This window comes from Brevundimonas sp. FG128 (genome assembly GCF_057809775.1).
Genome location: NZ_JBMDKP010000002.1, coordinates 682,584 through 708,529 on the forward strand (window position 1 = coordinate 682,584; position 25,946 = coordinate 708,529).

The 25,946-nt window shown below is 67.7% G+C and carries 27 protein-coding genes; 16 read left to right on the forward strand and 11 right to left on the reverse strand.

What is annotated here, in order from left to right:
* Window positions 1-81: 81 nt before the first annotated feature.
* Together ACODSC_RS07790 and ACODSC_RS07795 are read left to right on the forward strand one after the other, a co-directional pair.
* Complete coding sequence (locus ACODSC_RS07790; protein WP_488813312.1) at window positions 82-885, forward strand: inositol monophosphatase family protein; 804 nt, start codon at window positions 82-84, stop codon at window positions 883-885.
* 196 nt (window positions 886-1,081) lie between these two features.
* Entirely contained in the window at window positions 1,082-2,110 is a 1,029-nt protein-coding gene (locus tag ACODSC_RS07795) for a glycerophosphodiester phosphodiesterase (protein ID WP_488813313.1), read from the forward strand.
* A 13-nt stretch (window positions 2,111-2,123) separates the two neighbouring features.
* Here the strand turns inward: ACODSC_RS07795 and ACODSC_RS07800 are convergent, their stop codons facing one another.
* Window positions 2,124-4,007 (reverse strand): ABC transporter transmembrane domain-containing protein, encoded by a 1,884-nt coding sequence (locus ACODSC_RS07800; RefSeq protein WP_488813314.1) that lies wholly within the window; start codon window positions 4,005-4,007, stop codon window positions 2,124-2,126.
* A gap of 134 nt (window positions 4,008-4,141) precedes the next feature.
* Between ACODSC_RS07800 and rpmE the strand changes: the two genes are divergently transcribed.
* The gene (gene rpmE, locus ACODSC_RS07805; protein WP_488813315.1) at window positions 4,142-4,366 is read left to right on the forward strand and encodes a 50S ribosomal protein L31; all 225 of its coding nucleotides are present in this window, start codon (window positions 4,142-4,144) and stop codon (window positions 4,364-4,366) included.
* A gap of 156 nt (window positions 4,367-4,522) precedes the next feature.
* Window positions 4,523-6,085, forward strand: coding sequence for a L,D-transpeptidase family protein (locus ACODSC_RS07810; protein ID WP_488813316.1), 1,563 nt, complete (start codon window positions 4,523-4,525; stop codon window positions 6,083-6,085).
* A gap of 6 nt (window positions 6,086-6,091) precedes the next feature.
* Here ACODSC_RS07810 and rcdA read toward each other — a convergent pair whose 3' ends face one another.
* A complete protein-coding gene (gene rcdA / locus ACODSC_RS07815; RefSeq protein WP_488813317.1) occupies window positions 6,092-6,592 on the reverse strand; it encodes a protease adaptor protein RcdA in 501 nt (166 codons plus the stop codon).
* 106 nt (window positions 6,593-6,698) lie between these two features.
* Window positions 6,699-6,902: a DUF1192 domain-containing protein gene (locus tag ACODSC_RS07820; RefSeq protein WP_488813318.1), complete on the reverse strand. Its 204-nt coding sequence runs from the start codon at window positions 6,900-6,902 to the stop codon at window positions 6,699-6,701.
* Window positions 6,903-6,990: 88 nt separating this feature from the next.
* Between ACODSC_RS07820 and ACODSC_RS07825 the strand changes: the two genes are divergently transcribed.
* The gene (locus ACODSC_RS07825) at window positions 6,991-7,962 is read left to right on the forward strand and encodes an NAD(P)H-quinone oxidoreductase (protein WP_488813319.1); all 972 of its coding nucleotides are present in this window, start codon (window positions 6,991-6,993) and stop codon (window positions 7,960-7,962) included.
* Between the two features lie 4 nt (window positions 7,963-7,966).
* Here the strand turns inward: ACODSC_RS07825 and ACODSC_RS07830 are convergent, their stop codons facing one another.
* A complete protein-coding gene (locus tag ACODSC_RS07830) occupies window positions 7,967-8,569 on the reverse strand; it encodes a beta/gamma crystallin-related protein (protein WP_488813320.1) in 603 nt (200 codons plus the stop codon).
* 221 nt (window positions 8,570-8,790) lie between these two features.
* Between ACODSC_RS07830 and ACODSC_RS07835 the strand changes: the two genes are divergently transcribed.
* A complete protein-coding gene (locus ACODSC_RS07835; protein ID WP_488813321.1) occupies window positions 8,791-9,456 on the forward strand; it encodes a DUF1013 domain-containing protein in 666 nt (221 codons plus the stop codon).
* Window positions 9,457-9,529: 73 nt separating this feature from the next.
* Here the strand turns inward: ACODSC_RS07835 and ACODSC_RS07840 are convergent, their stop codons facing one another.
* Window positions 9,530-9,703 (reverse strand): YdcH family protein, encoded by a 174-nt coding sequence (locus tag ACODSC_RS07840; RefSeq protein ID WP_159845273.1) that lies wholly within the window; start codon window positions 9,701-9,703, stop codon window positions 9,530-9,532.
* Between the two features lie 116 nt (window positions 9,704-9,819).
* On the opposite strand from ACODSC_RS07840, the gene ACODSC_RS07845 reads away from it, so the two are divergent.
* From ACODSC_RS07845 to ACODSC_RS07875, 7 genes are all read left to right on the forward strand, one after another.
* Window positions 9,820-10,419: a UbiX family flavin prenyltransferase gene (locus ACODSC_RS07845; protein ID WP_488813322.1), complete on the forward strand. Its 600-nt coding sequence runs from the start codon at window positions 9,820-9,822 to the stop codon at window positions 10,417-10,419.
* Window positions 10,419-10,883, forward strand: a complete 465-nt coding sequence (locus ACODSC_RS07850) for a TIGR02444 family protein (protein WP_488813323.1) — start codon at window positions 10,419-10,421, stop codon at window positions 10,881-10,883. The genes ACODSC_RS07845 and ACODSC_RS07850 overlap by 1 nt, the downstream gene beginning before the upstream one ends.
* 36 nt (window positions 10,884-10,919) lie before the next feature.
* A complete protein-coding gene (locus ACODSC_RS07855; RefSeq protein ID WP_488813324.1) occupies window positions 10,920-11,144 on the forward strand; it encodes a YdcH family protein in 225 nt (74 codons plus the stop codon).
* Between the two features lie 169 nt (window positions 11,145-11,313).
* Window positions 11,314-11,955: a M23 family metallopeptidase gene (locus ACODSC_RS07860; protein WP_488813325.1), complete on the forward strand. Its 642-nt coding sequence runs from the start codon at window positions 11,314-11,316 to the stop codon at window positions 11,953-11,955.
* 70 nt (window positions 11,956-12,025) lie between these two features.
* The gene (locus tag ACODSC_RS07865; protein ID WP_488813326.1) at window positions 12,026-13,912 is read left to right on the forward strand and encodes a CocE/NonD family hydrolase; all 1,887 of its coding nucleotides are present in this window, start codon (window positions 12,026-12,028) and stop codon (window positions 13,910-13,912) included.
* Between the two features lie 74 nt (window positions 13,913-13,986).
* Window positions 13,987-14,931, forward strand: a complete 945-nt coding sequence (locus ACODSC_RS07870) for an ABC transporter ATP-binding protein (protein WP_488813327.1) — start codon at window positions 13,987-13,989, stop codon at window positions 14,929-14,931.
* The gene (locus ACODSC_RS07875; protein WP_488813328.1) at window positions 14,928-16,289 is read left to right on the forward strand and encodes an ABC transporter permease; all 1,362 of its coding nucleotides are present in this window, start codon (window positions 14,928-14,930) and stop codon (window positions 16,287-16,289) included. The genes ACODSC_RS07870 and ACODSC_RS07875 overlap by 4 nt, the downstream gene beginning before the upstream one ends.
* Window positions 16,290-16,515: 226 nt before the next feature.
* Here the strand turns inward: ACODSC_RS07875 and rpsU are convergent, their stop codons facing one another.
* Window positions 16,516-16,776 (reverse strand): 30S ribosomal protein S21, encoded by a 261-nt coding sequence (gene rpsU / locus ACODSC_RS07880; protein WP_135195633.1) that lies wholly within the window; start codon window positions 16,774-16,776, stop codon window positions 16,516-16,518.
* A gap of 187 nt (window positions 16,777-16,963) precedes the next feature.
* Between rpsU and ACODSC_RS07885 the strand changes: the two genes are divergently transcribed.
* The gene (locus tag ACODSC_RS07885; protein ID WP_488813329.1) at window positions 16,964-17,611 is read left to right on the forward strand and encodes a COQ9 family protein; all 648 of its coding nucleotides are present in this window, start codon (window positions 16,964-16,966) and stop codon (window positions 17,609-17,611) included.
* Between the two features lie 189 nt (window positions 17,612-17,800).
* Here the strand turns inward: ACODSC_RS07885 and ACODSC_RS07890 are convergent, their stop codons facing one another.
* A complete protein-coding gene (locus ACODSC_RS07890; protein ID WP_488813330.1) occupies window positions 17,801-18,883 on the reverse strand; it encodes a 5-(carboxyamino)imidazole ribonucleotide synthase in 1,083 nt (360 codons plus the stop codon).
* Window positions 18,884-19,375 (reverse strand): 5-(carboxyamino)imidazole ribonucleotide mutase, encoded by a 492-nt coding sequence (gene purE, locus ACODSC_RS07895; protein WP_488813331.1) that lies wholly within the window; start codon window positions 19,373-19,375, stop codon window positions 18,884-18,886.
* A 178-nt stretch (window positions 19,376-19,553) separates the two neighbouring features.
* Here purE and ACODSC_RS07900 point away from each other — a divergent pair, with 178 nt between their 5' ends.
* Window positions 19,554-20,117 carry a GGDEF domain-containing protein gene (locus ACODSC_RS07900; protein WP_488813332.1) on the forward strand — a complete coding sequence of 188 codons (564 nt, stop codon included), beginning with the start codon at window positions 19,554-19,556 and terminating at the stop codon, window positions 20,115-20,117.
* Window positions 20,118-20,301: 184 nt separating this feature from the next.
* On the opposite strand, the gene ACODSC_RS07905 is transcribed toward ACODSC_RS07900, so the two are convergent.
* The 3 genes from ACODSC_RS07905 to ACODSC_RS07915 form a co-directional block, all read right to left on the reverse strand.
* Window positions 20,302-22,107: an autotransporter domain-containing protein gene (locus ACODSC_RS07905; protein WP_488813333.1), complete on the reverse strand. Its 1,806-nt coding sequence runs from the start codon at window positions 22,105-22,107 to the stop codon at window positions 20,302-20,304.
* A gap of 110 nt (window positions 22,108-22,217) precedes the next feature.
* A complete protein-coding gene (gene serA / locus ACODSC_RS07910) occupies window positions 22,218-24,110 on the reverse strand; it encodes a phosphoglycerate dehydrogenase (protein WP_488813334.1) in 1,893 nt (630 codons plus the stop codon).
* Between the two features lie 120 nt (window positions 24,111-24,230).
* The gene (locus ACODSC_RS07915) at window positions 24,231-24,770 is read right to left on the reverse strand and encodes a hypothetical protein (protein ID WP_488813335.1); all 540 of its coding nucleotides are present in this window, start codon (window positions 24,768-24,770) and stop codon (window positions 24,231-24,233) included.
* A gap of 223 nt (window positions 24,771-24,993) precedes the next feature.
* Here ACODSC_RS07915 and ACODSC_RS07920 point away from each other — a divergent pair, with 223 nt between their 5' ends.
* Entirely contained in the window at window positions 24,994-25,917 is a 924-nt protein-coding gene (locus tag ACODSC_RS07920; RefSeq protein WP_488813336.1) for an Hsp33 family molecular chaperone, read from the forward strand.
* Window positions 25,918-25,946: the final 29 nt, after the last annotated feature.

A 25,946-nucleotide genomic window follows, 5' to 3' on the forward strand; every position in this document is an offset into this window, starting at 1 on the left:
GGGCCGTCCCTTTCTTGAACTTCTCCGCATCTCCGGGCCAACCAGCGCCTTTTCAGGATATGCGGACCAGGAGATCCGCCGATGGCCCTCGCTTCCGCCCTGCTCCAAGTCATGCTCGACGCGGTGCGCAAGACCGCCCGCCCAATGCTCCGCGACTTCGGCGAGGTCTCGCAGTTGCAGGTCTCGCGCAAGGGCCCCGGCGACTTCGTCACGGCCGCCGACCTGAAGGCCGAGGACACCCTCTACGAACTGCTGATGAAGGCCCGCCCCGGCTACGGCTTCCTGGGCGAGGAGCGCGGCATGATGGAGGGAACGGACAAGTCCCACACCTGGATCGTCGATCCGATCGACGGCACCACCAACTTCATGCACGCCATGCCCCACTTCGCCATCACGGTGGGGCTGGAGCGCCGCGCGCCGGACGGTTCGTCCGAGATCGTCGCCGGCGTGACCTACAACCCCGTCATGAATGAGCTGTTCTGGGCCGAAAAAGGCAAGGGGTGTTATCTGAACGACCACCGCATCCGCGTCGCCGGCCGTCGCGACCTGTCGGAAAGCCTGGTCGCCACCGGCCTGCCCTTCATCGGCAAATCGGGCCACGCCCAGGCCATCAAGGATATCCACGCCGTGGGCCAGCGCGTCGCCGGCATGCGCCGTCTGGGCTCGGCCGCTCTGGACTTCGCCTGGGTCGCGGCCGGTCGCTATGACGCCTTCTATGAGCGTAACCTGAAGCCCTGGGACGTGGCGGCAGGCATCCTGTTCGTCACCGAGGCCGGCGGCAAGGTGACGACCATCGAGAACGACGGCGATCCCAAGACGGGCGTGTCCATCCTGGCGAGCAACAGCGAACTGCATCCGCAGCTGCGCAAGGTGCTGCAGGGCTGAGGCTCGCTTCCGTCTCTTCCCCGCTTGCGGGGAAGTGGCGCGGCGCTTCTTGGGCGCCGTGACGATGGGGCTCTTGCCGCATCACAAGCGGCCGGTGAGGCGTCAAGAACCCCTCCACCGCTTCGCGGTCCCCCTCCCCACTGCGTGGAGAGGATACAGTCATGGTGCTGTCGCGCGGCGATCCTATCCAAGGGGTATGATCCGCGCCATCGTCACCGCCGTCGCCCTCCTTGTCGGAACCCCCGCCTTGGCCCAGCCCCTGATCATCGCCCACCGCGGCGCGTCCGGCGAACGGCCGGAGCATACGCGTGCAGCCTATGAATTGGCGGTCAAACAGGGCGCGGACGTGATCGAGCCCGATCTGGTGCTGACCAGGGACGGCGTCTTCGTGGATCGGCACGAGAACGAGATCGGAGGCACGACGGACGTCGGCGACCGGCCCGAGTTCGCGGATCGCAAGACGACCAAGACCATCGACGGCGTCCAGACCACCGGCTGGTTCACCGAAGACTTCACCCTGGCGGAACTGAAGACGCTGCGGACCAGGGAGCGGTTGCCGGCGTTTCGACCGGGCAGCGCCGCCTATGATGGACGAGAGCCGATCCTGACCTTCGACGAGGTGGTCGCCATCGCCCGCGCGGCTTCAACCCGCACAGGACGGACCATCGCCGTCGCGCCGGAGCTGAAGCACCCGACCTATTTCGCCGGGATCGGCCTGCCGATGGAGGACGCCTTCGTCGCCGAGCTGGAGCGACTGGGCCTGACCGGCGCGGGCGCACCCGTAATCATCCAGTGTTTCGAGGTCGGGCCGCTGGAGCGGCTGGCGGCGCGCATCGACGCCCCTCTGGCCCAGTTGGTCGCAGGCGTGGGTGGACCGGCGGACCGACCGGACATGACCTATGCCCAGATGATCACACCCGAAGGCTTGCACGCCATGGCCGCCTATGCCGCATGGGTTGCGCCGGAGATGACCCTGGTCCTGCCGCGCGACGCGGAGGGCCGCACGACCGCGCCCAGCGCGCTGGTCACGGACGCCCATACGGCGGGGCTGAAAGTGGTGGTCTGGACGCTGCGAGCTGAGAACGCCTTCCTGCCGGCCGAACGGCGGCAGGGCGAAGGCCTGGCCGAGCATGGCGACATGACCGGCTATGCCGCCGCCTTCGCCGAGGCGGGGGTGGACGCGATCTTCAGCGACTTCCCGGCGCTGGCGCGCGCAGGCCTTTAGTCCAAGCGCAGGCTTAGCCCGCCCGGAACTGCAGTTCGGCCAGACGCGCATAAAGGCCGCCCTTGGCCACCAGTTGATCGTGCGTGCCCTCTTCCACCACGCGGCCGTCGTCCATGACGACGATGCGGTCGGCGCGCAGCACCGTCGCCAGGCGGTGGGCGATGACGATGGTGGTGCGCTCCTCCATGGCCTGGTCGAGGGCGACCTGGACCAGGCGCTCGCTTTCAGCGTCCAGTGCGCTGGTGGCCTCGTCCAGCAACAGGATAGGAGCGTCGCGGACCAGGGCGCGGGCGATGGCCAGGCGCTGGCGCTGGCCGCCGGACAGGCTCTTGCCGCGTTCGCCCAGCGGGGTGTCGAAGCCTTCCGGCAGGGCGTCGATGAAGCCCAGGGCCTGGGCCTTGTCGGCGACGGCTCGGGCTTCGTCCAGGGTCGTGTTCTCGCGGCCGAACCGGATGTTCTCGAGCGCCGAGCCCGAGAACAGCGGGGTCTCCTGAGACACCCAGGCGAAACGGTCGCGCACGGCGACGGGATCGGCCTGACGCACATCGACGCCGTCGATCGAGACCATGCCGGTCTGGGGGTCGTAGAAACGCAGCAGCAGGCGGAAGACGGTGGACTTGCCCGCGCCGGACGGACCGACCAGGGCGACGGTCTCGCCCGGCCGCACGGTCAGGCTGAAGCCCTTCAGCGCCGGCAGGTCGGGACGACCGGGATAGGAGAAGCCGACGGCCGACATCGACACCTCGCCGCGCGGCGGCTGAGGCAGGGCCGTGGCGTGGGCCGGCGGGGCGATGTCGGGGACGGCCCGCATCAACTCCTCGATCCGCTCCATGGCGCCGGCGGCCTTTTGCACGTCGCCCCAGCTTTCGCCCAAGGCGCCCACGGCCCCGGCGGCGAAGACCGACAACAGGACGAACTGAAGCAATGCGCCGGGAGACATGACGCCGGCGACCACGTCCTGGGCGCCCAGCCAAAGCACCAGAGTCACCCCGCCGAACATGACGACGATGATCAGGGCGGTCATCCAGGCCCGCGCCTTCATGCGGGTCAGGGACGCGCCGAAAGCGTCCTCCACCGCCGCGCCGAAGCGGGCGATGGCGCTCTGTTCCCGGCCGAAGGCCTGGACCGTCTCAATGGCGTCCACGCTCTCGCCGGCGAAGCCGACGGCGTTGGCGAACCGATCCTGAGACGTGACGGTCAGCTTTCTGACCTTGCGCCCGAAGATGAAGATCGGTCCCAACAGGAAGGGCACGATCAGCAGGACGAAACCGGTCAGCTTGGGGCTGACGAAGAACAGCAGGGCCACGCCGCCGATCAGGGTCAGGAAGTTGCGCAGCGCATAGGAGATGGAGGTCGTCATCAGCGTCTCGACCAGGGCGATGTCCGTGGTCAGGCGCGACAGCACCTCGCCCGTGCGCATATGAGCGTAGAAGGAGGGGTCCAGGGTCAGGATGCGGCCAAACAGGCCCTTGCGGACATCAGCGATGACGCGCTCGCCCGTGCGAGTGACGAAATAGTAGCGGGCGGCGGTCGCCAGCCCCAGGAACAGGGCGTTGGCGCCCAGCAGCAGGAACCAGATGTTCAGATTGGCCCCGCCGGCCTCGAACCCATGGTCGATGGCCCCGCGCGCCAGGGCGGTCAGCCCCAGGGAGGCGGCGGTGGACAGCAACAGCCAGAAGACCGCCATCAGGGCGTGGCCCTTGTGGCGCAGGGCGAAGGGGATCAGACGGGCCAACGGGCGGATGTCGCGGCGCTTGGCGCGCTTGGCGCCCGCCTCGGACATCTGGTCGGCCAGCAGGGCGCCGGCGCTGGGTCGGCCATCCAGCGAGGCCACACCTGGCGCGGGGCCCGAAACGCGGTTGGCGGAAGGGGCGGCGGCGTTGGATTGGTCGGTCATTGCGCCCGCCTCTTGCCCCGGAACGCCCCCCGGTGTAAACGCCGCCCCTCATTCCCGCCGGATTTCTGGCGGGTTTCTCATTTCACGCGCACAGACGGTCGGCATCGTCATCGCGCAGAGACCGGACGACGACCATGAAAGCGGACACGCACCCCGACTATCACTTCATCAATGTTGTGATGACCGACGGCACTTCCTACCAGACCCGTTCGACCTACGGTAAGGAAGGCGGCACGCTGAACCTGGACATCGATCCGCTGACCCACCCGGCCTGGACCGGCGGCAACGCCCACCTGCTGGACCGCGGCGGCCGCGTATCGCGCTTCAACAACAAGTTCGCCGGCTTCATCAAGAAGTAAGGCTGAACGCTGCGACACAGTGCAGCAAACAGGTCACGAAAAGCGTCGGTCGCAGGGCCGGCGCTTTTTGTTTGGCCGGAACACCGATAATGTGACGGCGTTCGGGTATCAGGGGCGACGGCCACGCTGGCCGAGTCGATGGAAGAAGCGGGTGACATGAATAGACGGCAACTGGGTCTGGGCGTCGCCACTGCGGCGGTCGCCCTTGGTTCCAGCGCGCGCGCGCAGCAGGTCTTCGTGCAGCGCAGCCCTGAAGCGACCGCCTTCTACAACAGCTTCAACGACCAGATTTCGCGCCTGCCCGAAACGCAGCAGGCGGACGTGCGCGCCTTTTACGAACTGAACGGCTGGCGGCCGGTGTGGAACGCCGACCGGGTGCGGGCCCTGAACGCCGTCGCCGCCCGGGCTGATCGCCACGGCCTGTCGGCTGCGGACTATTTCGACTTCGTGGGACTGGCGGCGGATCCGGCCAGTTCGGACCTGCGCACCACGGCGGCGGCGATGGCCTACGCCCGCGTCCTGGCCGAGGGCAAGGTGCGGCCTGAGACGGTCGAAGACCTGTGGGAGATGCAGAAGAACCGCGTGGACCTGCCGCGCGGCCTGAGCGACGCGCTGAGCCGCAATCTGCTGCCGAACTGGTACGACGGCCTGGCGCCGACGGATATCGGCTATCAGAACCTGTCCGCGGGCTACGTGCGCTATCGTCGCCTGGCGGCGCAGGGCGGATGGCCCGCTTTCGCCGCCGGCGGGACGATCGAACCCGGCATGAGCGACCGCCGCATCCCGGCCCTGATCGACCGGCTGACGGCCGAGGGCGACCTTTCGACCTCAGACGGCGCGCGACTGAAGTCGCAGGGCCTGACCTATAACGCCGAACTGCAGCGCGCCGTCGAGGGATTCCAGACTCGTCACGGCCTGGGCGCCGACGGCCGTATCGGCGCGGGAACCCAGCGTTCGCTGTCGGCCTCGGCCGAGGATCGCGCACGCCAGATCGCGCTGAACCTGGAACGCCGTCGCTGGCTGAAGCGCGACGTGGCGCCCGAGCGGATCGAGGTGAACACCGCCGCCGCCATCATGGTCTATTGGAAGGACGCCAAGCCCGTTCACTCCAACCGCGTCGTGGTCGGGTCAGCCGAAAACCAGACCCCCAGCCTGGAAAAGCCCTTCGCCTCGGTCGTGGCCAATCCGCCCTGGTATGTGCCGGCCGGCATCGCCCGGCGCGAGATCCTGCCCAAGGGGCCGGGCTATCTGGCGGCCAACGACATGTATGTGAAGGACGGCATGGTCATCCAGCGCGCCGGACCGCACTCGGCCCTGGGCTATGTGAAGTTCGAACTGCGCGACAGCTACGCCATCTTCCTGCACGACACGCCGTCAAAGGCCGCTTTCAACCTGTCCACGCGTCAACGCAGCCACGGCTGCGTTCGGGTGCAGGGGGCGGTCGAGTTCGCGCGCCTGCTGCTGTCGCCCGATCCGGCCAAGCTGGGCCAGTTCGACGCCGCCCAAGACAGCCGCGAGACCACCCGCGTCACCACCGGCCGCGAGATTTCGGTGCGCCTGCTCTACTGGACCGCCTTCGTGGACGGTCAGGGGCGGGTGGCGTTCCGCGAGGACATCTATGGGCGCGACGACAAGCTGGCCGAGGCCTTGGGCATCCGGGTCGATCTGCCCAAGCCGATCGACGACGGCCGGGCCGACGCCAACGACGTCGGGCCGTAAGGGGCCTCAGCCCCGAAAGGCGGCTTCCAGCAGGCCCATCTGGCTAAGCACGGCGTTTTCGGGCGCCGTCTCCTGGCTGTCCGCATACATGCGGCGGTCCAGATACAGGGTGCGGTCGAACAGCTTTTCGGACCGGACCAGATATTCGATCAGGGCGATGGGCAGTTCGGCGTGGCTGGGCTCGCTCTCGATGCGACGGTCGTTCAGGCGATAGCGCGGCTCGCAGGCGGTTTCCGGGGTCATGTCGTCCTCGCGGACGGCCCGCTGGACCAGCAGCCACGAGGCGATCTGCATCAGGCGCGTGGTCAGCTTCATGCTCTCGGCCGCATAGGCCAGGGCGGCGGCGCGCGACAGCATCTTGGAATCGCGCCGGCCCTCGCCGTCCAGATAGGCGGCGGTTTCCTCGACCAGTTCCATGCCCTCGCGGAAGGTGCGGTCGAACAGCTCGGAACGGGCGAAGTCGCGCACCGTGCGGCTGCGATCAGCGGAGGGCTGGGCGAGGGTCATTTCAGCTTTCATGGGGGATATGCGAGTCCGTCCTGCAATCGACTCCTGACGGAACCTTACGCCCCCAAGATGCAACAGTCATGCCATGCCGACGGATCATTCGCGATCAGGATCGGAAGCTGAACAGGGCGTCGGCGGCGTTTTTCTTGGAGCGTTTGGCCTCGATCGCGCCGCGCGCGCGGCCGACCTCGTCTTCCAGCGCGGCGATACGTTCTTCCAGATCCTCGATGGAATAGACGTCCAGATCTTCGCGCGACAATGCGCGCAGGGGTTCGCCGCGTTGCGGGCGGGGTTCAATATCTTCGAACATCGTCGTCGCCTTTCCGCGCTGTCATGGCCAAGGCGGCCCAGGACCCTTATCTGAACGCCCGGATACGGACGAATGCAAGGGAAGTGCGATGCGCGCAGTCGAGATCGAAGGCGGTTCAGGCCCGGCGGAAGCCCTGAAGATCGTCGAACGCCCTGATCCGGTCGCCGGGCCGGGGCAGGTCTTGATCCGGGTGCGGGCGGCGGGCGTGAACCGGCCCGACCTGCTGCAGCGCAACGGCGGATACCCCCCTCCTCCCGGCGCATCCGACATCTTGGGGCTGGAGGTGGCGGGCGAGATCGCGGGCGTCGGCGAAGGCGTGACGCGCTGGCGGATCGGCGACCGGGTCTGCGCCCTGCTGGGCGGCGGGGGTTATGCGGAACTGACGGCGGTTGACGCACGGCACGTGCTGGCCATCCCAGAGGGTCTCGATTTCGTCCAGGCGGCGGTGCTGCCGGAGACCGTCTTCACCGTCTTCGCCAATGTGTTCGAGGCCGGCGGGCTGAAGATCGGCGAAACCCTGCTGATCCACGGCGCGACCAGCGGCATCGGCGTCACGGCGATCCAGATGGCCAAGGCGGCCGGAGCCAAGGTGATCGCCACGTCGCGCGGAGCTGAAAAGACCGCAGCCGCCAAGGCCTTGGGCGCCGACGTCAGCCTGGACGCCCGGACCGACGACCTGGCCGTCGCCATCGCCGAGGCCGGCGGCGCCGACGTGCTGCTGGACATGGTGGGGCGGGACTATGCCGAGTTGAACCTGAAGGCGTTGAACGCCGGCGGGCGATGGGTGGTGATCGCCTCGCTGTCGGGATCGACCGTCGAGATCGACCTGATGCGGATCATGCTGAAGCGGCTGGTGCTGACGGGTTCGACCCTGCGCAGCCGGTCGGCGGACGAGAAAGCCCGGTTGACCGCCGCGGTGGAGGCGACGGTCTGGCCGTGGGTCGTGTCAGGCGCGGTCAAGCCGCCGGTTCAGGCGGTCTTTCCTCTGGAACAGGCCGCCGATGCGCACGCCGAGCTGGAAGCCGGCGGGCACATCGGCAAGATCGTATTGACCGTATAAGGCCTTAGTAACGCCCGCCGCCGCGCACCGGGCGCACCGACGAGATGCTGTCGTTGAAGCCGCCGTTCAAATTGCGGACGTCGCCTTCGATGATGCGGCAGCGGCCCCGGAACTCGGCGTCGGTGCAGATTTCCCAACGGCCTTGGACGCGGATCGAGCTGATCCGGTCGTTGAAGGGCGTGCGGCCCAGGTTCCGGTCCTCCTCGGTAAACTGGCGTGAGGCGCCGCGGAAGTTCGCATTCTCATAGACGGTGATCGAGGACCGACCCCAGCCGGGACCGCCGTTGCCGCCGCCCCAGCCCGGACCACCGTTGCCGGGGCCGCCAGGGCGACCGGGTTGGTTGCCCTCGTAGTCCCCGCGGAAGCGTCCGCAGACCAGCAGGCCGTTGTCGTTGTTGATCTCTTGATTACCGCAGCGCGCCAGCTCGATCGAGGTGCCGCGCATCTGGCCGCGCACGTCGCGGCAATCGGCGTAGAGCCGACCCCGGTTCACATAGGCTTCGGTACAGCTCTGGGCGTAGCCGCCGCGCGGCGCGACACGCTGCTGTTGCGGCTCGACCGGCGACGACATGGCGGCCGTGAGGGCCGCAGCAAGCAAGATGGACATGGTGATTTCTCCTCTCCCAAAGGCGAAAGCCTTCATTACCGCGAAGGTTGCAGCATCGCACATGAACCTTGGCTGTATGCGATTGTCGGGCGGCGTTTTCTTTTCGCCCGAATAGGCCTATATCGACCTCATAAGCGCCCGGTCGAAAGGCCGGGCGCCGTCGTATCCAACGCCAGCCGAACCCTCATTCGGCGGCTCCACAACACCGGGACGAACGCCCCATGAGCGACATTCTGATGCCGAAGGCCACTGCGGTCTGGCTGGTCGACAATACCTCTCTCAGCTTCGAGCAGATCGCCGACTTCTGCGGCCTGCACCCGCTGGAAGTCCGCGGCATCGCCGACGGCGACGTGGCCCGCGACATCCGCGGCGTCGATCCCGTCACCGGGGGTCAACTGACGCGCGAAGAACTGGACAAGGCCCAGGCCGACGAGAACTATCGCCTGAAGGCCATCGTCAGCCGTCACGCCGAACTGATGAAGTCGGCAAAGCCGGCGCCGAAATACACGCCGGTCTCGCGCCGCCAGGACCGCCCGGACGCCATCGCCTGGTTCGTGCGCAACCACCCCGAGGTGACCGACGCCCAGATCGCCAAGATGCTGGGCACCACCAAGTCCACCATCGAGAGCGTGCGCAACCGCACCCACTGGAACAGCGCCAACATCAAGCCGGTCGATCCCGTGACCCTGGGCCTGGTCGGCCAGCTGGCCCTGGACGAGATCGTCAAGAAGGCGGCCGACAAGAAGACCAAGGACGACCTGAAGAAGGGCGGCGGCACCATCCAGCCGGTGGAAGAAGTCGAGGCCGAGCCCGAGTTCGTGCCGGAAGCCCGCCAGCGGCCCGGCGCCGAGCCGACGGCGGAGTCGGTGTTCGGGACCAAGGACTGATCTTCGCTTCACGAACGAAAACGACCCCGGAGAGCGATCTCCGGGGCCGTCGTCATTTTCAGGCGGTGGGACGCTAGTGCGCCCGCGCCTCAAGACTGGTGATTTCTTCCTTCAGCCGAAGCTTCTTCTGCTTCAGCGCCCTGACCTGCAACGGATCCGTGGACGGACGGGTAAGTTCCTTCTGGATGGTCTCATCCAGACTGCGATGACGATTACCCAGTTCGCGAATACGAGCCTCGATGGTCATGGCTTGCGCCTCCTCAGGTTAGGGACCAGTAGAGTGAGCGCCCGGTTTGGCAGGCTGTGGAATCACTTTCCAGTGACAGCCGGTCTCGCCGGACCCCACGGAGGCTGACCCCTAAAATGGTCGATGATGTGAACGGAGCCATACGCAAGCCTCCCTATCGAATGGTCGTCGGAATTTCAGGGGCTTCCGGAGCGATCTACGGCGCGCGGGTGCTGGACGCGCTGAAGGACCTGGGGGTCGAGAGCCATCTGGTGGTGACGAAGGCCGCCCTGCTCACATTGTCGCAGGAGACGGATCTGTCGCCCGACGACCTGACGGCGAAGGCCTCGGTCGTGCACAAGCTGGCGGACGTGGGGGCGACCATCGCCTCTGGATCCTTCCGCACCCTGGGCATGATCGTGGCGCCCTGTTCGGTCAAGACGATGAGCGAGATCGCCACCGGCGTGACCTCCACCCTGCTGACGCGCGCGGCGGACGTGACGCTGAAGGAGCGGCGGCCGTTGGTGCTGATGGTGCGCGAGACGCCGTTTCACCTGGGCCATCTGCGGACCATGACGGCCCTGACCGAGATGGGCGCCATCATCGCCCCGCCCCTGCCCGCCTTCTACGCCAAGCCGGCCTCCATCGCCGAACTGGTCGATCAATCCGTCGGCCGGGCGCTGGACCTGTTCGGCCTGGACTGGAGCGCGGTGCGGCGCTGGGAAGGCCTGAAGTAATGCGGCTGTGGGACTGGGCGGTCGCCGCCTTTGGCGCGCCGGGGGTCGGCGAGGCCTGTCTGGCGTTGCAGGACAGCCATGAGCAGAACGTGCCGGTGCTGCTGTGGTCCGCCTGGGTCGCCGCGACCGGACGCAAACCGGACGCCGACACGATCGAGGCCGCCTGCGACACCGCCCGGGCCTGGGACAGCGTCGTGGTCGCACCCCTGCGTTCGGTTCGCCGCACCCTGAAGGCGCCCGTTCCCGACATCGACGACGGCCCGCGCGAGGCCGTCCGCAACCGCATCAAGGCGCTGGAACTGGAGGCGGAAAAGCACCTGCTAGAGGCGTTGGAAGCCCTGGCGCCCGAACCCGCCGGCCCGCCGCGCCCCGCCATCGACGCCCTGGTCGCCACGGCGCGGGTCTGGGCGCAGGTCACGCCCCGACCGGCGCTGATCCGCCTCGCCGAGGCTCTTCCGGCCTGATGGCCGGATGTCTATAGAGGGTTCGGGGATCACGCGATGAACGACGACGTTCCAGACCTGAGCGAAGAGGAAGCGGCGCTGCACGCCCGCGTCAAACTGCTGCGCCAAGAGCACGCCGACCTCGACGCGTCCATCGACGCCCTGGGCCAGGCGGCCATCCCGGACCAGCTGATGATCGCCCGGCTGAAGCGCAAGAAGCTGGCCCTCAAGGACGAGATCGTGAAGATCGAAGACCGGATGCTGCCTGACATCATCGCCTGACCGGCCTGAAGCGGGCGGTTCCATGCTGCGACCATCCGCCGCCCCGCCTTGGTCCAAAAGTCGCCCCAGCCGCTGGGCATAAGCCGGCCTCCCACAGGGAACGCGGTCTGCGCCGAGCGCCGCAGCGTCCCTTTATTCCAGAGCGTAGAGACGCTGGAGACGCCGCCAAATGCGACGCCTGCTGACCAACGCGCCGATCGCGCGCTGCAAGACCCTTTTGATCCATTCCGGCCAGACGGCCGCGTTTGCCGCCGTGGCCGTCTTCGCCGCCGCTGCGGCCCCCAATGCGGCGCGTGACGCCGAACCGCCGCCGCCCGAACCGATCTCCGCCCCCGTCGCCCCGCCGGTGAAGGCCGAGGTCGAGGCGGCCGGTCCGGTGATGCGCCAGATCGCCTTTTCCGCGCCCGTTCGCGGCTATGCAGTCAACTCGCCCTTCGGCCTGCGCAAGCTGGCCATCGAGGCCAAGGCCCGCGCGCACAAGGGCGTCGACATCGCCGCCCCCAAGGGCACGACCGTCTTCACCGCCGCCGAGGGTCGCGTCGTCTGTACCGGCTATGACGCCAAGGGCTATGGCAACTTCATCGAGGTGCGCCATCCAAACGGCATGAGCACCCTTTACGGCCACCTCAGCCGCATCGACGTGGCCAGCGGCGACGCCCTCGCGCCAGGCCAACGGATCGGCCTGGTCGGCTCGACCGGTTATTCCACAGGCCCGCATCTGCATTTCGAAGTCCGCCGCAGCGGCGCACAGGTCAATCCGACCAAGGTCGTTGATCGCCATTTCGAGGTGGCGGTGAAGGCTAAGGCCTGAGGCTGCCCGCGACATTGCGACACGGGGCGAAATCGGCCTAACGTCTCTCCGTTTTTTGGAGGGATTGGGAATGAACAGATTCGTCGCAGCGGTCGTCGCGGGCATATTGGCGGCCACGCCGGTCGCCGCCGCCGCTCAGGATTACGGCCGCTACAGCGACGCCGCCGCCCAGACTGAGCTATCGCGCATCGCCGACGTACAGATGGCGGTCATGGTGCCGATGCGCGACGGCGTGGGCCTGGCCACCAATGTCTATCGCCCCAAGAACGCCGAGGGGCCGCTGCCCACCGTCTTCGTCAGGACGCCGTACAACGAGTTGGCCTACAGCGCCCGCACCACCCGTTCAGCCCTGAGCTGGGTCAGCCAGGGCTACGCTTTCGTGATCCAGAACGAGCGAGGCCGCTACTTCTCGGGCGGCGACTATCAGATCCTCGGCTACCCCCAGACCGACGGATATGACGCCCTGACCTGGATCGCCGAACAGCCCTGGTCGAACGGCAAGGTCGGCACCCTGGGCTGCTCGTCGTCGGCGGAATGGCAGCTGGCCCTGGCGGCGCAGAACCACCCCGCCCACGCCGCCATGGTGCCCCAGGCCTCTGGCGCCGGCATCGGCAAGGTCGGCCGGTTCCAGGAGCAAGGCAACTGGTACACCGGCGGCGTGCCGCGCAACCTGTTCTTCGTCTGGCTTTACGGCGTGGACAATCCGCAGCGCGCGCAGATTCCGATGGATGTCGACCAGGAAACCCGCGCGCGCATCGTCCGCTACAACGACCTCGACGCCAAGAAGCCCGAGGTGAACTGGCCCAGCCAGATCCGCCATCTGCCCGTCAACGAGATGCTGAAGGATTTGGGCGAGCCGGCCGGCACGTTCGAGGAACTGATCGCCCGCACCCCCGCCGATCCGGCCTGGCGCCAGGGCGGCCTGTATCATGACGACATGGGCTGGGGCGTGCCGTCGCTATGGTTCAACAGCTGGTACGACGTCTCCATCGGCCCGAACATGGAGCTGTTCAACCACGCCGGTTCGACGGCCGGGGACCGCGAGGCGGCCGAAAACCAGTATGTCGTGGTCGGTCCGAACAACCACTGCGCCTTCGGCGGGCTGGGGCCGAACTACAAGTCGGGCGATCGGCCGCTGGGCGACGCCAGCCTGGACAGCGACGCCATGGTCCACGCCTGGTTCGACCGCTGGCTGAAGGGCGAACGCCGCGCCTTCCCCGAAAGCACGCCGCATGTCCGCTATTTCAACATGGGCGAGAACGAATGGCGCACCGCCGCCCAATGGCCGCCGGCCGGGGTCAAGACCGTGCGGATGTATCTGCGCTCGGGCGGGGCGGCCAACAGCCTGAATGGCGACGGCCTGCTGAGCCTGGAGGCGCCGCCAGCGGGCGAACAGGCGGACCGCTATCGCTATGACCCGATGAACCCGGTCCAGACCATCGGCGGCGGCGACTGCTGCAACGGCGGTCTGGTCACGGCCGGCGCCTTCGACCAGCGGTCGATCGAGGCGCGCAACGACGTCTTAGTCTATACGTCTGAACCGCTGAGCGAACCGATGCAGGTCACCGGCTTCATCGACACGGTGCTGAAGGTGTCATCCTCGGCGCCGGACACGGACTTCGCGGTCAAGCTGGTGGATGTGGCGCCGGACGGCATGGCCTATATCCTGGGCGACACCATCATGCGCGCAAGGTATCGCGAGGGCTACGACCGCCCCACGCCGTTGACGCCAGGCCAGGTGGCGACGGTCCAGCCCACGCCGATGACGATCAGCAACACCTTCGAACCCGGGCATCGCATCCGGGTCGAGGTGACCAGCTCCAACTTCCCCAAATTCGTCCGCAACCTGAACACGGGCGGGCCGAACGAGACGGAAAGCCAGGGCGTCACAGCCGACAACGCCATCCACCACGCAGGCGACGACGCCTCCTACATTGATCTGCCGGTGTTGAAGTAGGCGGCGCGACGCCGAAGCCGCTGGCGTCCCCTGCCGTCCCCTTCTAGGCTGACGGCAGGGACAAGGGAGGCGACATGGCGGCGTTGACGCTGGACGGGGTGAGCAAGCGGTACGGCGATTTCGACGCCGTGCGCGATCTGAGCTTTCAGGTCGAGAAGGGCTCGATCTGCGGGTTTCTGGGGCCGAACGGGGCAGGCAAGACCTCAACCCTGCGCATGATCCTGGGCCTGCAGCCCGTGACCTCGGGACGGATCGAAATCCTGGGCGCGAGCGACGGGCGCCAGGTGCGCGACCGGATCGGCTTCCTGCCCGAGGAGCGCGGCCTCTACAAGAAGATGACGCCGGTCGAGGCCATCGCCTTCTTCGGCGCGCTGAAGGGCCTGCCGATCGCCGAGGGCAAGAAGCGGGCGAAGGTCATGCTGGAGCAGCAGGGCCTGGGCGCGGCCCAGCGCAAGAAGATGAAGGAACTGTCCAAGGGGATGGCGCAGAAGGTGCAGTTGATCGCCTCGGTCGTGCATCAGCCCGAGTTCGTGATCCTGGACGAGCCCTTCTCGGGTCTGGACCCGATGAACCAGCAGGGGCTGGAGGCGATGATCCGCGACCTGGCCGCCAATGGCGCGACGGTGCTGTTCTCGACCCATGTAATGCAGCACGCCGAACGGCTGTGCGACAAGGTCGTGCTGCTGGCGCGCGGACGCAAGGCGTTCGAGGGCACGGTGGATCAGGCCAAATCCACCTCGCCGCGCTTCCTTGAGCTGGACGGGGCCATCACGCCCGAGGCGGCGGCGACCCTGCCGGGCGTGGCCGGGGTGGACGTCATCTCCCATGACGGCGAGGCGCGACGGCTGAAGATCGCCCTGGCGCAGGGCGCGGGCGGGCAGGAGACGCTGAAGGCCGCCTTCCTGGGCGGGCTGGACGTGCGCGGCTTTGCGCTGAAGGAACCGACGCTGCACGACGCCTTCATCGGCCTGACGGGCGACAATCCGGATCAGCCGGCGATCAAGGAGACGGTCCGATGAAGCGCATCCTGTTGATCGCACGACGCGAATATGTGGCCTACGCCAAGACCGTGGGCTTCTGGCTGTCGCTCTTGGCCTTTCCGTTGTTCGCGGTGCTGGGCGGCGGCATACCGTTGCTGATCCGCTCAGCCGAACCGATCAAGGCCGTGGCGGTGATCGAGGAAGGCCCGGCCGCCACCGGCCTGGCCGCCTCCGTGCGTGAGGCCCTGCAAGCCGACCGGGAGCGTCAGGACGAGCTGGTGCAGGAGGCCGCAGCCAAGGGGCAGGCCGCCGCCGGCCGCGCCGCCGCGTCCCTGAGCGGCCCCAAGATCCGCCTGGTGCAGGCGCCGCCCGCGATCGCGGCGTCCGCGCCCGGCGTGACGCGCGACGCGGCCATCCGCGACGTGCTGGACAAGCAGGCGCCCAAGGAAAGCCGCCTGGACGCCGTGGTCTTCCTGAACCGCGTCGACGGCAAGCCCGCCGCCCAGGTCTGGACCGGTCGCGCCAACGACAACGACGTGGCGGACTTCGTGCGCGACGCCCTGCGGACCGGTTATCGCGACCAGGCCCTGACGGCCGCCGGCGTGGCGCCGGCCCTGGTCGAACAGATCGAGGCCTTCAAGCCGGACGTCAAAGCCTTCTCGCCCAATGCAGCCAGCGGCGGCGAGGTGTCGATGCGCGATCGCCTGCCCTCCTTCATCGGCCTGGGCGCCGGCTTCCTGCTGTGGTCGCTGGTCATCACCGGCGCCTCCATCCTGCTGAACAGCGTGATGGAGGAGAAGTCGAACAAGATCCTGGAGGTGCTGCTGTCCTCAGCCTCGGCGACCGAAATCCTGACCGGCAAGGTGCTGGGGGTGGCGATGCTGACCCTGACGGTGCTGGCGGTTTGGGGCGGGATCGGGACGTTCGGCCTGCTGACGGCCGCGCCTCAGGCTGCGGTCGATGTCGGGCAGGTGCTGCTGCACGACGGCCTGGTCTTCTACTTCATCGCATACATGGTCGGCGGATACCTGATGTACGCCGTGCTGTTCGCGGCCATCGGCGCCTTCTGCGAGACGCCGCGCGACGCCCAGACCCTGATGGGGCCGATCATGATGATCCTGGTCGTGCCGATCCTGGTCATGCAGATGGCCCTGACCAGCCCGGACGCGCCGGTGGTGAAGGTGCTGTCGTGGATTCCGCTGTTCACCCCCTTCCTGATGAGCGCGCGCGCGCCCAGCGATCCGCCGCTGATCGAGATCGTCCTGACCCTGATCGGCATGTTCGCCACCGCCGCCTTCATGGTCTGGATCGCAGGCCGGGCGTTCCGAGCGGGCGCACTGTCGGACGTGAAGCTGAGCTGGAAGACGTTCGGCCGGGCGATCACCGGGCGGGCGTAGTCGGTTCACGGTCATCTCCTCCCTGTCGCGCAGCGATGGGGAGGTGGCGCGGCGCATCTTTGCGCCGTGACGGAGGGGTTGTTCGACGCATCGCAAGCGTCCGTCGGACGTCAAGAGCCCCTCCACCCCGCTACGCGCGGCCCCTTCCCCGCTCCGCAGGAGGAGACAAGAAAAAGGCCGCTTCCAGAAGGAAGCGGCCTCAAATCTTTTGGCTTACGCCAGAGCCTTACCGGCTGCCGCCACCGGCGCCAGCGCCGGGAACGCGCGGCTTCGGCGCGGGCAGAAGGCCCTCGCGCTGCATGCGTTTGCGGGCCAGCTTGCGAGCGCGACGGATCGCCTCGGCCTTTTGACGGGCGCGCTTTTCCGACGGCTTTTCGTAATGCACGTGGCGCTTCATTTCACGGAAGCTGCCTTCGCGTTGCATCTTCTTCTTCAGGGCTTTGAGCGCTTGATCGACGTTATTATCGCGAACGAAAATCTGTACCAGGTTGAACTCTCCTTTGGCCGCCCGCCGCGTCCTGTGAGGGAGACGGGCGAACAAAATAAAATCGTCTTCCGAAAGTCGGGCTCTCGGATGAAGGCGCGCTAGTACACCAGCCGCCCGCACCTGTCCAGATCGTCGCGACCATTCTTGAAGGCTCGAAACCCCCGCGCGACCGGCGTATGGTCAGGCCATGACAGAGATCACCGACTGGGCCGACCGGACAGAACAGGCCGTGCTGGACGCCGCGATCGCCCGCGCGCCCGCCCTAGGCTGGAACGCGCGCCTAGTGCGCGAGGCCTGCGAGGCGTGCGGCCTGTCGCGCGGCGACGAGGAACTGCTGCTGCCCAATGGCGCGCGCGATCTGGCCGCCCTGCTGTCGCGCCGCCACGATGCGCGCGCGCTGGAGGCCCTGGCGCAGATCGACGCCAAATCCCTGAAGATTCGCGAGCGAATCGCCCGCGCCATGTCCGAGCGGATGGAGGCCGGCGCCGCCGACCTGGAGGCCACGCGCCGCTGCGCCGCCTTCCTGGCCCTGCCGACCAACGCCGACCTGGGGCTGAAACTGGCCTGGGAGAGCGCGGACCACCTGTGGCGTTGGGCCGGGGACGAGGCGACGGACTGGAACCACTATTCCAAGCGCACCATCCTGTCGGGCATTCTGATCCCCGCCCTGACCATGCGCTGGTTCGATGGCCGCGAGGCGGCGGAAGCCTTCGTCGCGCGGCGAATCGAGAATGTCATGGCGTTCGAGAAGTGGAAGGCGGGCAAGGACTTCGATGCGCCGTTCAGGAAGGTCAGCGATGCGCTGAGTCGTATACGGTATGGGGCGCGGGGGTAGTTCTCTCTTGTTTCGTCATCCTCCGACGAGCGCAGCGAGATCGGGGGACCCAGCGGCGCGCGTGAGCGCGAACCTGTCGCGGACAGGGTGGGCAAACAGGACGCGGCGGACGCATCGCCTGCGGCGCCGCTGGGTCCCCCGGTCTGCGCCGCGAAGACGCGGCTTGCCGGAGGATGACGAAAGAAGAAGTTAGACCGCGCCCAACACCCGATTCACGTGCGCCATCTTGCGGCCCGGCCGCGCTTCAGCCTTGCCGTAGAGGTGCAGGCGTTCGTCGGACTTAGCCGAGAGCTTGCGCCAGTCCTCGACCTCTTCGCCCAGCAGGTTGGTCATTTCGATGCGGGCGTGGGCCGTCGTCGGGCCCAGCGGCCAGCCGGTCACCGCGCGGATATGCTGTTCGAACTGGTCGCAGACGCAGCCGTCCTGGGTCCAGTGGCCGGTGTTGTGGACGCGCGGGGCGATCTCGTTGACCAGCAGGACGTCGTCTCCCAGGTCGAACAGTTCGACGCCCACCACGCCGACATAGTCCAGCCCGTCCAAAATCGCCTCGGCGATGGCGCGCGCGCGGACTTGAGTCTTTTCGTCCACGGCGGCGGGGGCCAGGGTGGTGCGAAGGACGCCGCCTTCGTGCCGGTTCTCGCCCAGCGGATAGACCGCCATATGGCCGTCCCAGTCGCGGGCGGCGATGACCGACAGTTCGCGCACGAAGGTCGCCTTGGCCTCAAGGATGGCCGGACGGCCGCCCAGGCTTTCAAGGGCGGCGGGCGCGTCCTCGATGGCGTGGATCCAGACCTGGCCCTTGCCGTCATAGCCCTCACGGCGGGTCTTCAAGAGGGCCGGCACGCCCAGGGTCGTCAGGCCGACGACCAAATCGTCGAGCGTATCGATCACGGCGAAGGCGACCGTCGGGGCGCCCACGGCGTTGAGGAAGGTCTTCTCGTCCACTCGGTCCTGCGACACGCGCAGCGCGGTCGGCCCCGGCGCGACCAGGGCGCCGGCCTCGGCCAGCCGCTCGATGGAATCGGCAGGCACGTTCTCGAACTCGAAGGTCACGACGTCGGCGGCCCGGCCCAACGCGGTCAGGGCCTCGGGATCGTCATAGGCGGCGACGATCTGGCCGGCGGAGACTCGGCCGGCCGGGCTGTCGGGCTCCGGGTCTAGGATGACGACGTCGAAGCCGAGACGCGAGGCGGCCTGGCTTAGCATCCGGCCCAGCTGGCCTCCGCCGAGGATGCCAAGGGTGGAACCGGGGGGAAGCGGCAGATCGGGCACTCAGTCCTCGACGGTTTCGGCGACGGATTCGGTCAGGGCGGCGCGGAAGGCGGTCAGGCGTTGCGCCAGCCCTTCGTCCGACAGGGCCAGGATCTGGGCGGCCAGAATGCCGGCGTTGGCGGCGCCCGCCTCGCCGATGGCCAGGGTGGCTACGGGCACGCCGGCCGGCATCTGCACGATGGACAACAGACTATCCATGCCCTTCAGGGCCTTGGACTGGACCGGCACGCCCAGCACCGGCAGTTCGGTCATCGAGGCGGCCATGCCCGGCAGGTGGGCGGCGCCCCCGGCCCCGGCGATGATGATCTTGTATCCTGCGGCCTTGGCGCCGGTCGAGAACTCGACCAGGCGCTGGGGCGTGCGGTGCGCGCTGACGACCTTGGCCGTCCAGGCGACGCCCAGTTGATCCAGACGATCGGCGGCCAGCTTCATGGTCGGCCAGTCGGACCGGCTGCCCATGATGATCGCCACCGGCGTTGCGGAAGTCGCCATGTCTTCGAGGCCCCTCGCGGAAAGGCGCCCGTTACAGCACGCGACGCACGCCCGCAACCGAACAGGCCCGGTTTAGAGCCGGTTTCGATACGGCTCAGCCTTCAATGTCGGGCGATCAGCCTCTAACATCCCCCTATTGCGCGTCCGGTTGAGTCGCGCCGCCGGAGCCTGCCTGCGCGTGACCGACGTGGCCGAACACGACCTGACCGCCGAGATCGAGCGCCTGCGCGTCGAGCTGGAGGCGTGGAAGACGCGCGCCGCCGCCGCCGAGGCGGCCGCCGACCACGATGTGCTGACGCCCGCCCTGAACCGGCGCGGCTTCGTCGCCGCCCTGCATCGGACCATGGCCTATTGCCAGCGGCACCGGGTGCCGGCGGTGCTGCTGTATCTGGACATGGACGGGTTCAAGAGCGTCAACGACCGGCTGGGCCATGCGGCCGGCGACGCGGCCCTGGTGGCGGTGGCCAAGCTGTTCCTGGCCAATCTGCGCGAGTCGGACGCCGTGGGTCGGCTGGGCGGCGACGAGTTCGCCCTGCTGATGCTGCACGCGGGCTACGAAGAGGGTCGGGCCAAGGCTCGCCAGTTGTCTGAGGCCTTGAAGAACGAAGGCTTCGTCTGGGAGGGCGAGAAGACCGAACTGGGCGGCTCGTTCGGCGTGCGCGCCTGGGACGGCCATACCGATGCCGAGGTCTGGCTGACCGAGGCCGACGCCGCCATGTGGGTGCGCAAGAAGGGGCGTTAGAACACGCGTCCCTCTCCCTTTGGGAGAGGGCTTAAGCGCACGACGGCCCAGCCGTCGTTCTGGCGCGACCCGAAGGGCGGCGCGAAGCCGCCAAAGGGTGAGGGTCGGGCGGTGCGACCTAGCCTAGCGCCCGACCCTCATCCGGCCCTTCGGGCCACCTTTTCCCAACGGGAGAAGGAAGGATTTAGAGCGGCAGCTTCAGCTGGATGCTGCCCATATGACTGTCGGCGTGGTCACCGAAGCGGCCGCGATAGCCCACCGTCACCTTGACCGGTCCCACCGAACCCTCAACGCCCGCAGACGCCAGGAACTGACCGCCGAACGGATCTTCGATCTCGCGCGACAGCACCTGGGCGGGGTTGTTGTAAATGCCCACGCGCACCGGATCGGAACTGTCGTCCAGGGCGTCACGATAGCCGCCCTCGGCGAACACGCCGAACCGGCCCATTTCGGCCTCGGCACGAAGGGCGACCTCGCCGGTCAGGGCCTTCACCGTGCGGTCGCCATACTGATACTGGGCCGCGACGCCCTGCTCATAATAGCCGTCCACGTCGCTGGAGACATAGGCCAGGGCCGCGCGGGGCGACAGGGCGACGCCGCCCATGTCGAACCACATGCCGCCCTGCAGCCGCGCGCCGGTGCTGAACGCCCGCGTCTCGGCCGTGTGGACGATAGGCGCCAAGCTGGTCAGGCGTTCGATGTCGTCGATATTGTCGCGCGCCACGCCGACGGCCGCATTGACGAAGACGTCGCCCGAGCGCCACCCGCCATAGACGTCCAGGCCGAAGCTTTCGACGTTGAAGTTCAAAGCCTGGCTCTCGACGTCGGTATTGCGGGCCGTACCGGCCAGGCCGAAACGCCAGTTCGCCGAAGGCCCTGCCTCCAGCGCGATCCGCCCGCCCCAGCCGTCGCTGGACGATTCGGTAACCGAGCCGCGCGCGTCGGTATCGACGCTGTCGATCAGGGCCGCCGTGGTGATCGACACCCCAGCCTCCCAGGCCTCGCGGCCTGACAGGGCCTCGCCGGCGGCGTCCAGGGCATCCTCGCGGTGACGATAGGTCGTCTCGCCCTGCAGCGTCGATTGGGCTCCGATATCGCCGTAGTAGAGGTAGTCGGTCGCCAGTTGGGCGAGGATTCGATGCCCTGTCGCCGTGGGGTGGACTCCGTCAAAGTAGAAATAGCTGTCGGGGTTGGCGCAGACCGTGACGCCATTGAAGCAGGCCTGGGTGACATTGGTCACGCCGAACTGACCCGGGTTGGCGGCCAGGGTGTCGCTGACCTTGAACAGGTCCATCAGAATGATGTTGCTGCCAGGACGCGCACCAGCAGTGGTCATCAGGCCGGTCTGCAAGGCCGTGTTGAATGTCGTGACGGCATAGTCGGCCAGAGGCGCGGCCGGCGTACTGCGGAACTGTGGCGTCAGGCTGAGCTTGGGCAGGTTGGTGACCAGGATGGTCCCCGCCCCGGCGCCGGCGACGCTGTTGACCAGGCTGTTGACGTTGGCGGCGGCCGTGGTCGCGACCGGCGTGATGGCGGCGACCGGGCTGGCCGAGGCGCCGGCGGCGGGCAGACCCTGGAAGATGTCGTTGGCGCCGCCCAGGACGCTGACCAGATCGGTCGAGCTGAATGTGCCGCCGGAGGCGGTGTAGCGCGCCAGCTGGTTCAGCATGCCGAACGGCACACCGGCCGTGGCGTCGGTGCGAGACCCGCCGAAGGCGTAGTTGATGCTGCCGGCCACCGAGCCATTGAAGTTGGCGGCGTTGAAGCCGAGCAGTTCGGTGAACACCGGCCCGCTGGAGAACCGGCCCTGGAAATATGGCGGCGAGGGCGGCTGGGTCCCGCCAGAGATCAGGAACAGGTTGCCGTTGTCGCTGAGGCTGTCGCCGAAGACGACAAGGCGGTTGTAGGTCTGGGCCGAGGCCGAGCCTGCAAAGGCGCAGGCGGCGAGCGCCAGAGCGGCGACGGCGCCGCCGGTGAGATAGCGTGACATATGAATCCTCCCGCAGCCGTCATGGTTCGCGGCCGTTGGAGGAGAGGATGCGCCAGTTGGCGCAGAGCGCAAGATGCCGCAACGTCAGCCTTCGGAGGAAAATCGAACGCCTACTGCAAAGTGCGGAACTTCAACGTGCCCGGCACGGTCTTGAGTTCGCGCAAGGCTTCCGGATCGTAATCGCGGTCCACGTCGGTGATGACATAGCCGGTGCGCTCGTCCGTCTTCAGGTGCTGGCCCAGAATATTCAGGCCCGCCGACGCCAGCGCCCGGTTCAGTTCGGCCAGGACGCCCGGCTGGTTCCTGTGGATGTGCAAGATACGGTGCGTGCCGGACACCTCGGCCAACTGCACGTTCGGCAGGTTCACGCTGAAGGTGGTGTCGCCGCGATTCAGATAGCCCAGCAGCCGCTCGGCCGCGAACTCGGCGATGGCCTCCTGCGCCTCCTCGGTCGAGCCGCCGATGTGGGGCGTCAGGATCATGTTGGGCAGGCCCTGCAATGGGCTTTCGAACGGATCCGCATTGGTGCGGGGTTCTTCCGGGAAGACGTCGACGGCGGCCCCGGCGATGCGGCCCGAGCCCATGGCCTGGGACAGGGCGCCGACGTCCAACACATGGCCGCGCGACAGGTTCAGGAACAGCGCGCCCTCCTTCATCCTGGCGAACTGGGCCGCGCCGAAGATGTTGGCGTTATCCTTGCGACCATCGACATGCAGAGTGACCACGTCGCTTTCGCCCAGCAGGGCGTCCAGCGAACGCATCCGCCGCGCATTGCCCAGAGCCAGCCGTTCTGACAGGTCATAGAACAGCACCCGCATGCCCAGGTTTTCGGCCAGGACCGACAACTGGCTGCCGATGGCGCCATAGCCGACGATGCCCAGGGTCTTGCCGCGTAACTCCTTGGAGCCCGTCGCGGACTTGTTCCACTTGCCGACATGCATGGCCGCCGACTTGTCCGCGACATCGCGCATCAGGACGATCATTAGGCCGATCGCCAGTTCGACGACCGAGCGCGTGTTCGAATAGGGGGCGTTGAACACCGCCACGCCGTGATCCGACGCGGCGTCCAGATCGATCTGATTGGTGCCGATGCAGAAGGCGGCGACGGCCATCAGCCGATCTGCTTCTTCCAGCACCCGGCGGCTGACCGTGGTCTTGGAGCGGATGCCCAGCACATGGACACCCTTGATGGCGGCGATCAGGTCGTCTTCGTCCAGGGCGCCCTTGACCGTCTCGACCGAATAGCCCGCCTCCTCCAGCCGCTCGACGGCGGCGGGGTGGATGTTTTCCAGCAGCAGCATCTTCATGCGGCTGCGCGGGAAGGACCAGCGACCGACCAGGCCCTCAGCGTGCAGCACCTCGTCCAGGGAGGCGGCCTCGGCGTCGGCGACCTGAACCACCGGCGCGCGGCGCACGACTTCGGTGAAGGCGTAGAAGGCGTCGGCGGCCCCCGCGATCTTGACCTCGGCGTCGTTCCAGCCGTCGCCGATCATGACGACGCGCCCCGACAGGTTCAGGGCGTGGATGGCGGCCGGCTTGCCGTTGGCGTGCGACAAGGGATTGGCGTCATCCACCCCAATGACGCGGTCTTCGGCGTCATAGATCAGGTCGTTGCACAGCACGCGGTCAGGGGACACGCCCAGCTCCTCGGCGACCGGCGCGATCACCTCGCGGAACCCGCCGGACAGGATGATGACCTCGCCCCCGTTCTGCTGGAAAAATGTCAGGTTGCGGCGAACGGATGCGGTCAGATGCTCCGGCGCCTTCGCCGCCAGGGCCGTGACATGGGCGCGGGTCAGGGGCAGCAGGGCCAGACGACGACGCAGGGCCTCGCCGAACTCCAGCTCGCCCGCCATGGCCTGATCCGTCAGGGTCGCGATCTGAGCGCGCGTATCAGCCGCGCCCGGCGCATCGGCCAAGGCGATGTCGGCCAGAGCCTCAAGGGTCTCTAAGTCGACCAGCGTCGAATCGAAGTCGAAGATAAGGGTGGGGCGCGCGCTCATGGCCGCGTCTTAGCGGCCTTCGCGCCTGCGGCAAAGCCGAGCCTTGCTGATGCAAGGGCTCAGCTGCGCTTAAACCTTGCCGCCCGCCACGCCTTTCGACTGGCGGGCGGCAAGAAAATATCAGAAGCGAACGATACGGCGCACGTGGCTGTCGGGCCGGCGGCTTTCCAGCACGGCCGCGCCGATGGCGGCGGCGATGGTGGCGACGGCCAGGATGGCGCCGCCCTCACGGGCGTGGTCGCGGGCGTAGTCGCCCACGTCTTCGGCGTGACGACGGGCGGATTTGCGCCCCTTCTTCAGCGCCTTCTTGGAACTTTTCCGAGCCGAACGGAACCAGTCATCGGCGTGGTCGCGGGCGTCGTAGGCGACATCGGCTGCGCGATGGCGGGCGTCACGTGAGAACTGTCCGGCCCGCCCGCCCACATCTTCGGCCCGATGACGGAAGGCGTCGACCGCGTCGTGGAAGCGATCGCGCAGTTCCTCGGTGTCCACCCACCCGCGCGGATCGATGCGGGTTTTGATGCGCTGATAGCGGGTCGGCCCGCTGCGCTGCGTCAGATAAAGCACCGCCGCCGCGCCGGCGGCGATCGCGACCAAGCTGCCTGCGGTGACGCCGGGATGTTTGCGAATCTCTTCGATCGGATCGATATCGCGGATCATCGGCAGAACCTCTTCAGTGATTGGCGTGGTGATGGGCGGAGCGACGGCTCCGCTTGAGCCAGAAGAGCGAACCGCGCTGCAAACGGTTCCGTCGTCGGGGCGAAGCTGAAGAAATCACAGCGCAGACCGCACCCCGCTTCGGAACAGATCAACCCCTTATCATCGGGCCTGCGGGCGCCTACATAGCCGCGATCCCGAAATGACGTCGCCAAAGGACCTCGCCGTGACCGATCACGCGCCTCACACCCCCATTTCCGACGATCTGGCCGCCGCCTTCCAGATCGAGGGCTGGCCCGTGCGCGGACGCCTGGTCCGCCTGGGCGCGACGATCGACAAGATTCTGGCCGCCCACGCCTATCCCGAGCCGGTCGCCGCCCTGCTGGGCGAGGCCTGCGCCCTGGCGGCGCTTATCGGCTCCAGCCTCAAGTTCGAAGGCCGGCTGATGGTTCAGGCCCAGGGGGACGGACCGGTGCGCTACGTCGTGGCCGATTACGGCACGGACGGCACGCTGCGCGGCTATTGCCGCTATGACGAGGCCGAGGTGGCTGAGGCGTCGAACGGCTTCGCCCGTCCCGGCGCCAAGACCCTGCTGGGCAAGGGGGTGTTCGTCATGACCCTGGATCGCGGCCCCGACTTCGAGCGCACCCAAGGCATCACCCCCATCGAGGGCGAAAGCCTGTCGCTGTGCGCCGAACACTATTTCCAGCAGTCCGAACAGGTGCCGACCAAGGTCCGCCTGGCGGTCGGCGAGGTTCTGACCGAGGCTGGTTCGCAATGGCGGGCGGGCGGCGCCATGATCCAGATCATCGCCGGCGACGAAGCGCGCGGCTCGACGGAAGAGGTGTGGGACCGCACCCGCGCCCTGTTCGGCACCCTGGGCGACGACGAACTGATCGACCCCACCATCTCGCCCGAAACCTTGCTGTTCCGCCTGTTCCACGAGGACGGGGTGCGGTTGGAGGGCGCGCGCGCCCTGAGCGCCGTCTGCCGCTGCTCACGCGAGCGTATCGCCTCGGTCCTGGCCTCGTTCGACCCGGCCGAGCGCGCCGACATGCTGGAGGACGACGGCAAGATCCGCGTCACCTGCGAATACTGCGCCACGGTCTATGCGCTGGACCCCGACGAAGTGGTGGCCGAGCAGATCTGATGCGGTGGCGGCGTGGCCGGTTTCATGAG

Bases quoted from the DNA above. Each gene is read 5' to 3' on its own strand.
- ACODSC_RS07870 (WP_488813327.1), top strand. From the start codon at position 13,987: ATGGCGGCGTTGACGCTGGACGGGGTGAGCAAGCGGTACGGCGATTTC.
- ACODSC_RS07845 (WP_488813322.1), top strand. From the start codon at position 9,820: ATGGTCGATGATGTGAACGGAGCCATACGCAAGCCTCCCTATCGAATG.
- ACODSC_RS07810 (WP_488813316.1), top strand. From the start codon at position 4,523: ATGAATAGACGGCAACTGGGTCTGGGCGTCGCCACTGCGGCGGTCGCC.
- ACODSC_RS07825 (WP_488813319.1), top strand. From the start codon at position 6,991: ATGCGCGCAGTCGAGATCGAAGGCGGTTCAGGCCCGGCGGAAGCCCTG.
- ACODSC_RS07820 (WP_488813318.1), bottom strand. From the start codon at position 6,902: ATGTTCGAAGATATTGAACCCCGCCCGCAACGCGGCGAACCCCTGCGC.
- purE (WP_488813331.1), bottom strand. From the start codon at position 19,375: ATGGCGACTTCCGCAACGCCGGTGGCGATCATCATGGGCAGCCGGTCC.
- rcdA (WP_488813317.1), bottom strand. From the start codon at position 6,592: ATGACCCTCGCCCAGCCCTCCGCTGATCGCAGCCGCACGGTGCGCGAC.
- ACODSC_RS07830 (WP_488813320.1), bottom strand. From the start codon at position 8,569: ATGTCCATCTTGCTTGCTGCGGCCCTCACGGCCGCCATGTCGTCGCCG.
- ACODSC_RS07850 (WP_488813323.1), top strand. From the start codon at position 10,419: ATGCGGCTGTGGGACTGGGCGGTCGCCGCCTTTGGCGCGCCGGGGGTC.
- ACODSC_RS07835 (WP_488813321.1), top strand. From the start codon at position 8,791: ATGAGCGACATTCTGATGCCGAAGGCCACTGCGGTCTGGCTGGTCGAC.
- ACODSC_RS07800 (WP_488813314.1), bottom strand. From the start codon at position 4,007: ATGACCGACCAATCCAACGCCGCCGCCCCTTCCGCCAACCGCGTTTCG.
- ACODSC_RS07790 (WP_488813312.1), top strand. From the start codon at position 82: ATGGCCCTCGCTTCCGCCCTGCTCCAAGTCATGCTCGACGCGGTGCGC.
- ACODSC_RS07905 (WP_488813333.1), bottom strand. From the start codon at position 22,107: ATGTCACGCTATCTCACCGGCGGCGCCGTCGCCGCTCTGGCGCTCGCC.
- ACODSC_RS07915 (WP_488813335.1), bottom strand. From the start codon at position 24,770: ATGATCCGCGATATCGATCCGATCGAAGAGATTCGCAAACATCCCGGC.
- ACODSC_RS07885 (WP_488813329.1), top strand. From the start codon at position 16,964: ATGACAGAGATCACCGACTGGGCCGACCGGACAGAACAGGCCGTGCTG.
- ACODSC_RS07875 (WP_488813328.1), top strand. From the start codon at position 14,928: ATGAAGCGCATCCTGTTGATCGCACGACGCGAATATGTGGCCTACGCC.
- serA (WP_488813334.1), bottom strand. From the start codon at position 24,110: ATGAGCGCGCGCCCCACCCTTATCTTCGACTTCGATTCGACGCTGGTC.
- ACODSC_RS07860 (WP_488813325.1), top strand. From the start codon at position 11,314: ATGCGACGCCTGCTGACCAACGCGCCGATCGCGCGCTGCAAGACCCTT.
- ACODSC_RS07840 (WP_159845273.1), bottom strand. From the start codon at position 9,703: ATGACCATCGAGGCTCGTATTCGCGAACTGGGTAATCGTCATCGCAGT.
- ACODSC_RS07865 (WP_488813326.1), top strand. From the start codon at position 12,026: ATGAACAGATTCGTCGCAGCGGTCGTCGCGGGCATATTGGCGGCCACG.
- ACODSC_RS07795 (WP_488813313.1), top strand. From the start codon at position 1,082: ATGATCCGCGCCATCGTCACCGCCGTCGCCCTCCTTGTCGGAACCCCC.
- rpmE (WP_488813315.1), top strand. From the start codon at position 4,142: ATGAAAGCGGACACGCACCCCGACTATCACTTCATCAATGTTGTGATG.
- ACODSC_RS07855 (WP_488813324.1), top strand. From the start codon at position 10,920: ATGAACGACGACGTTCCAGACCTGAGCGAAGAGGAAGCGGCGCTGCAC.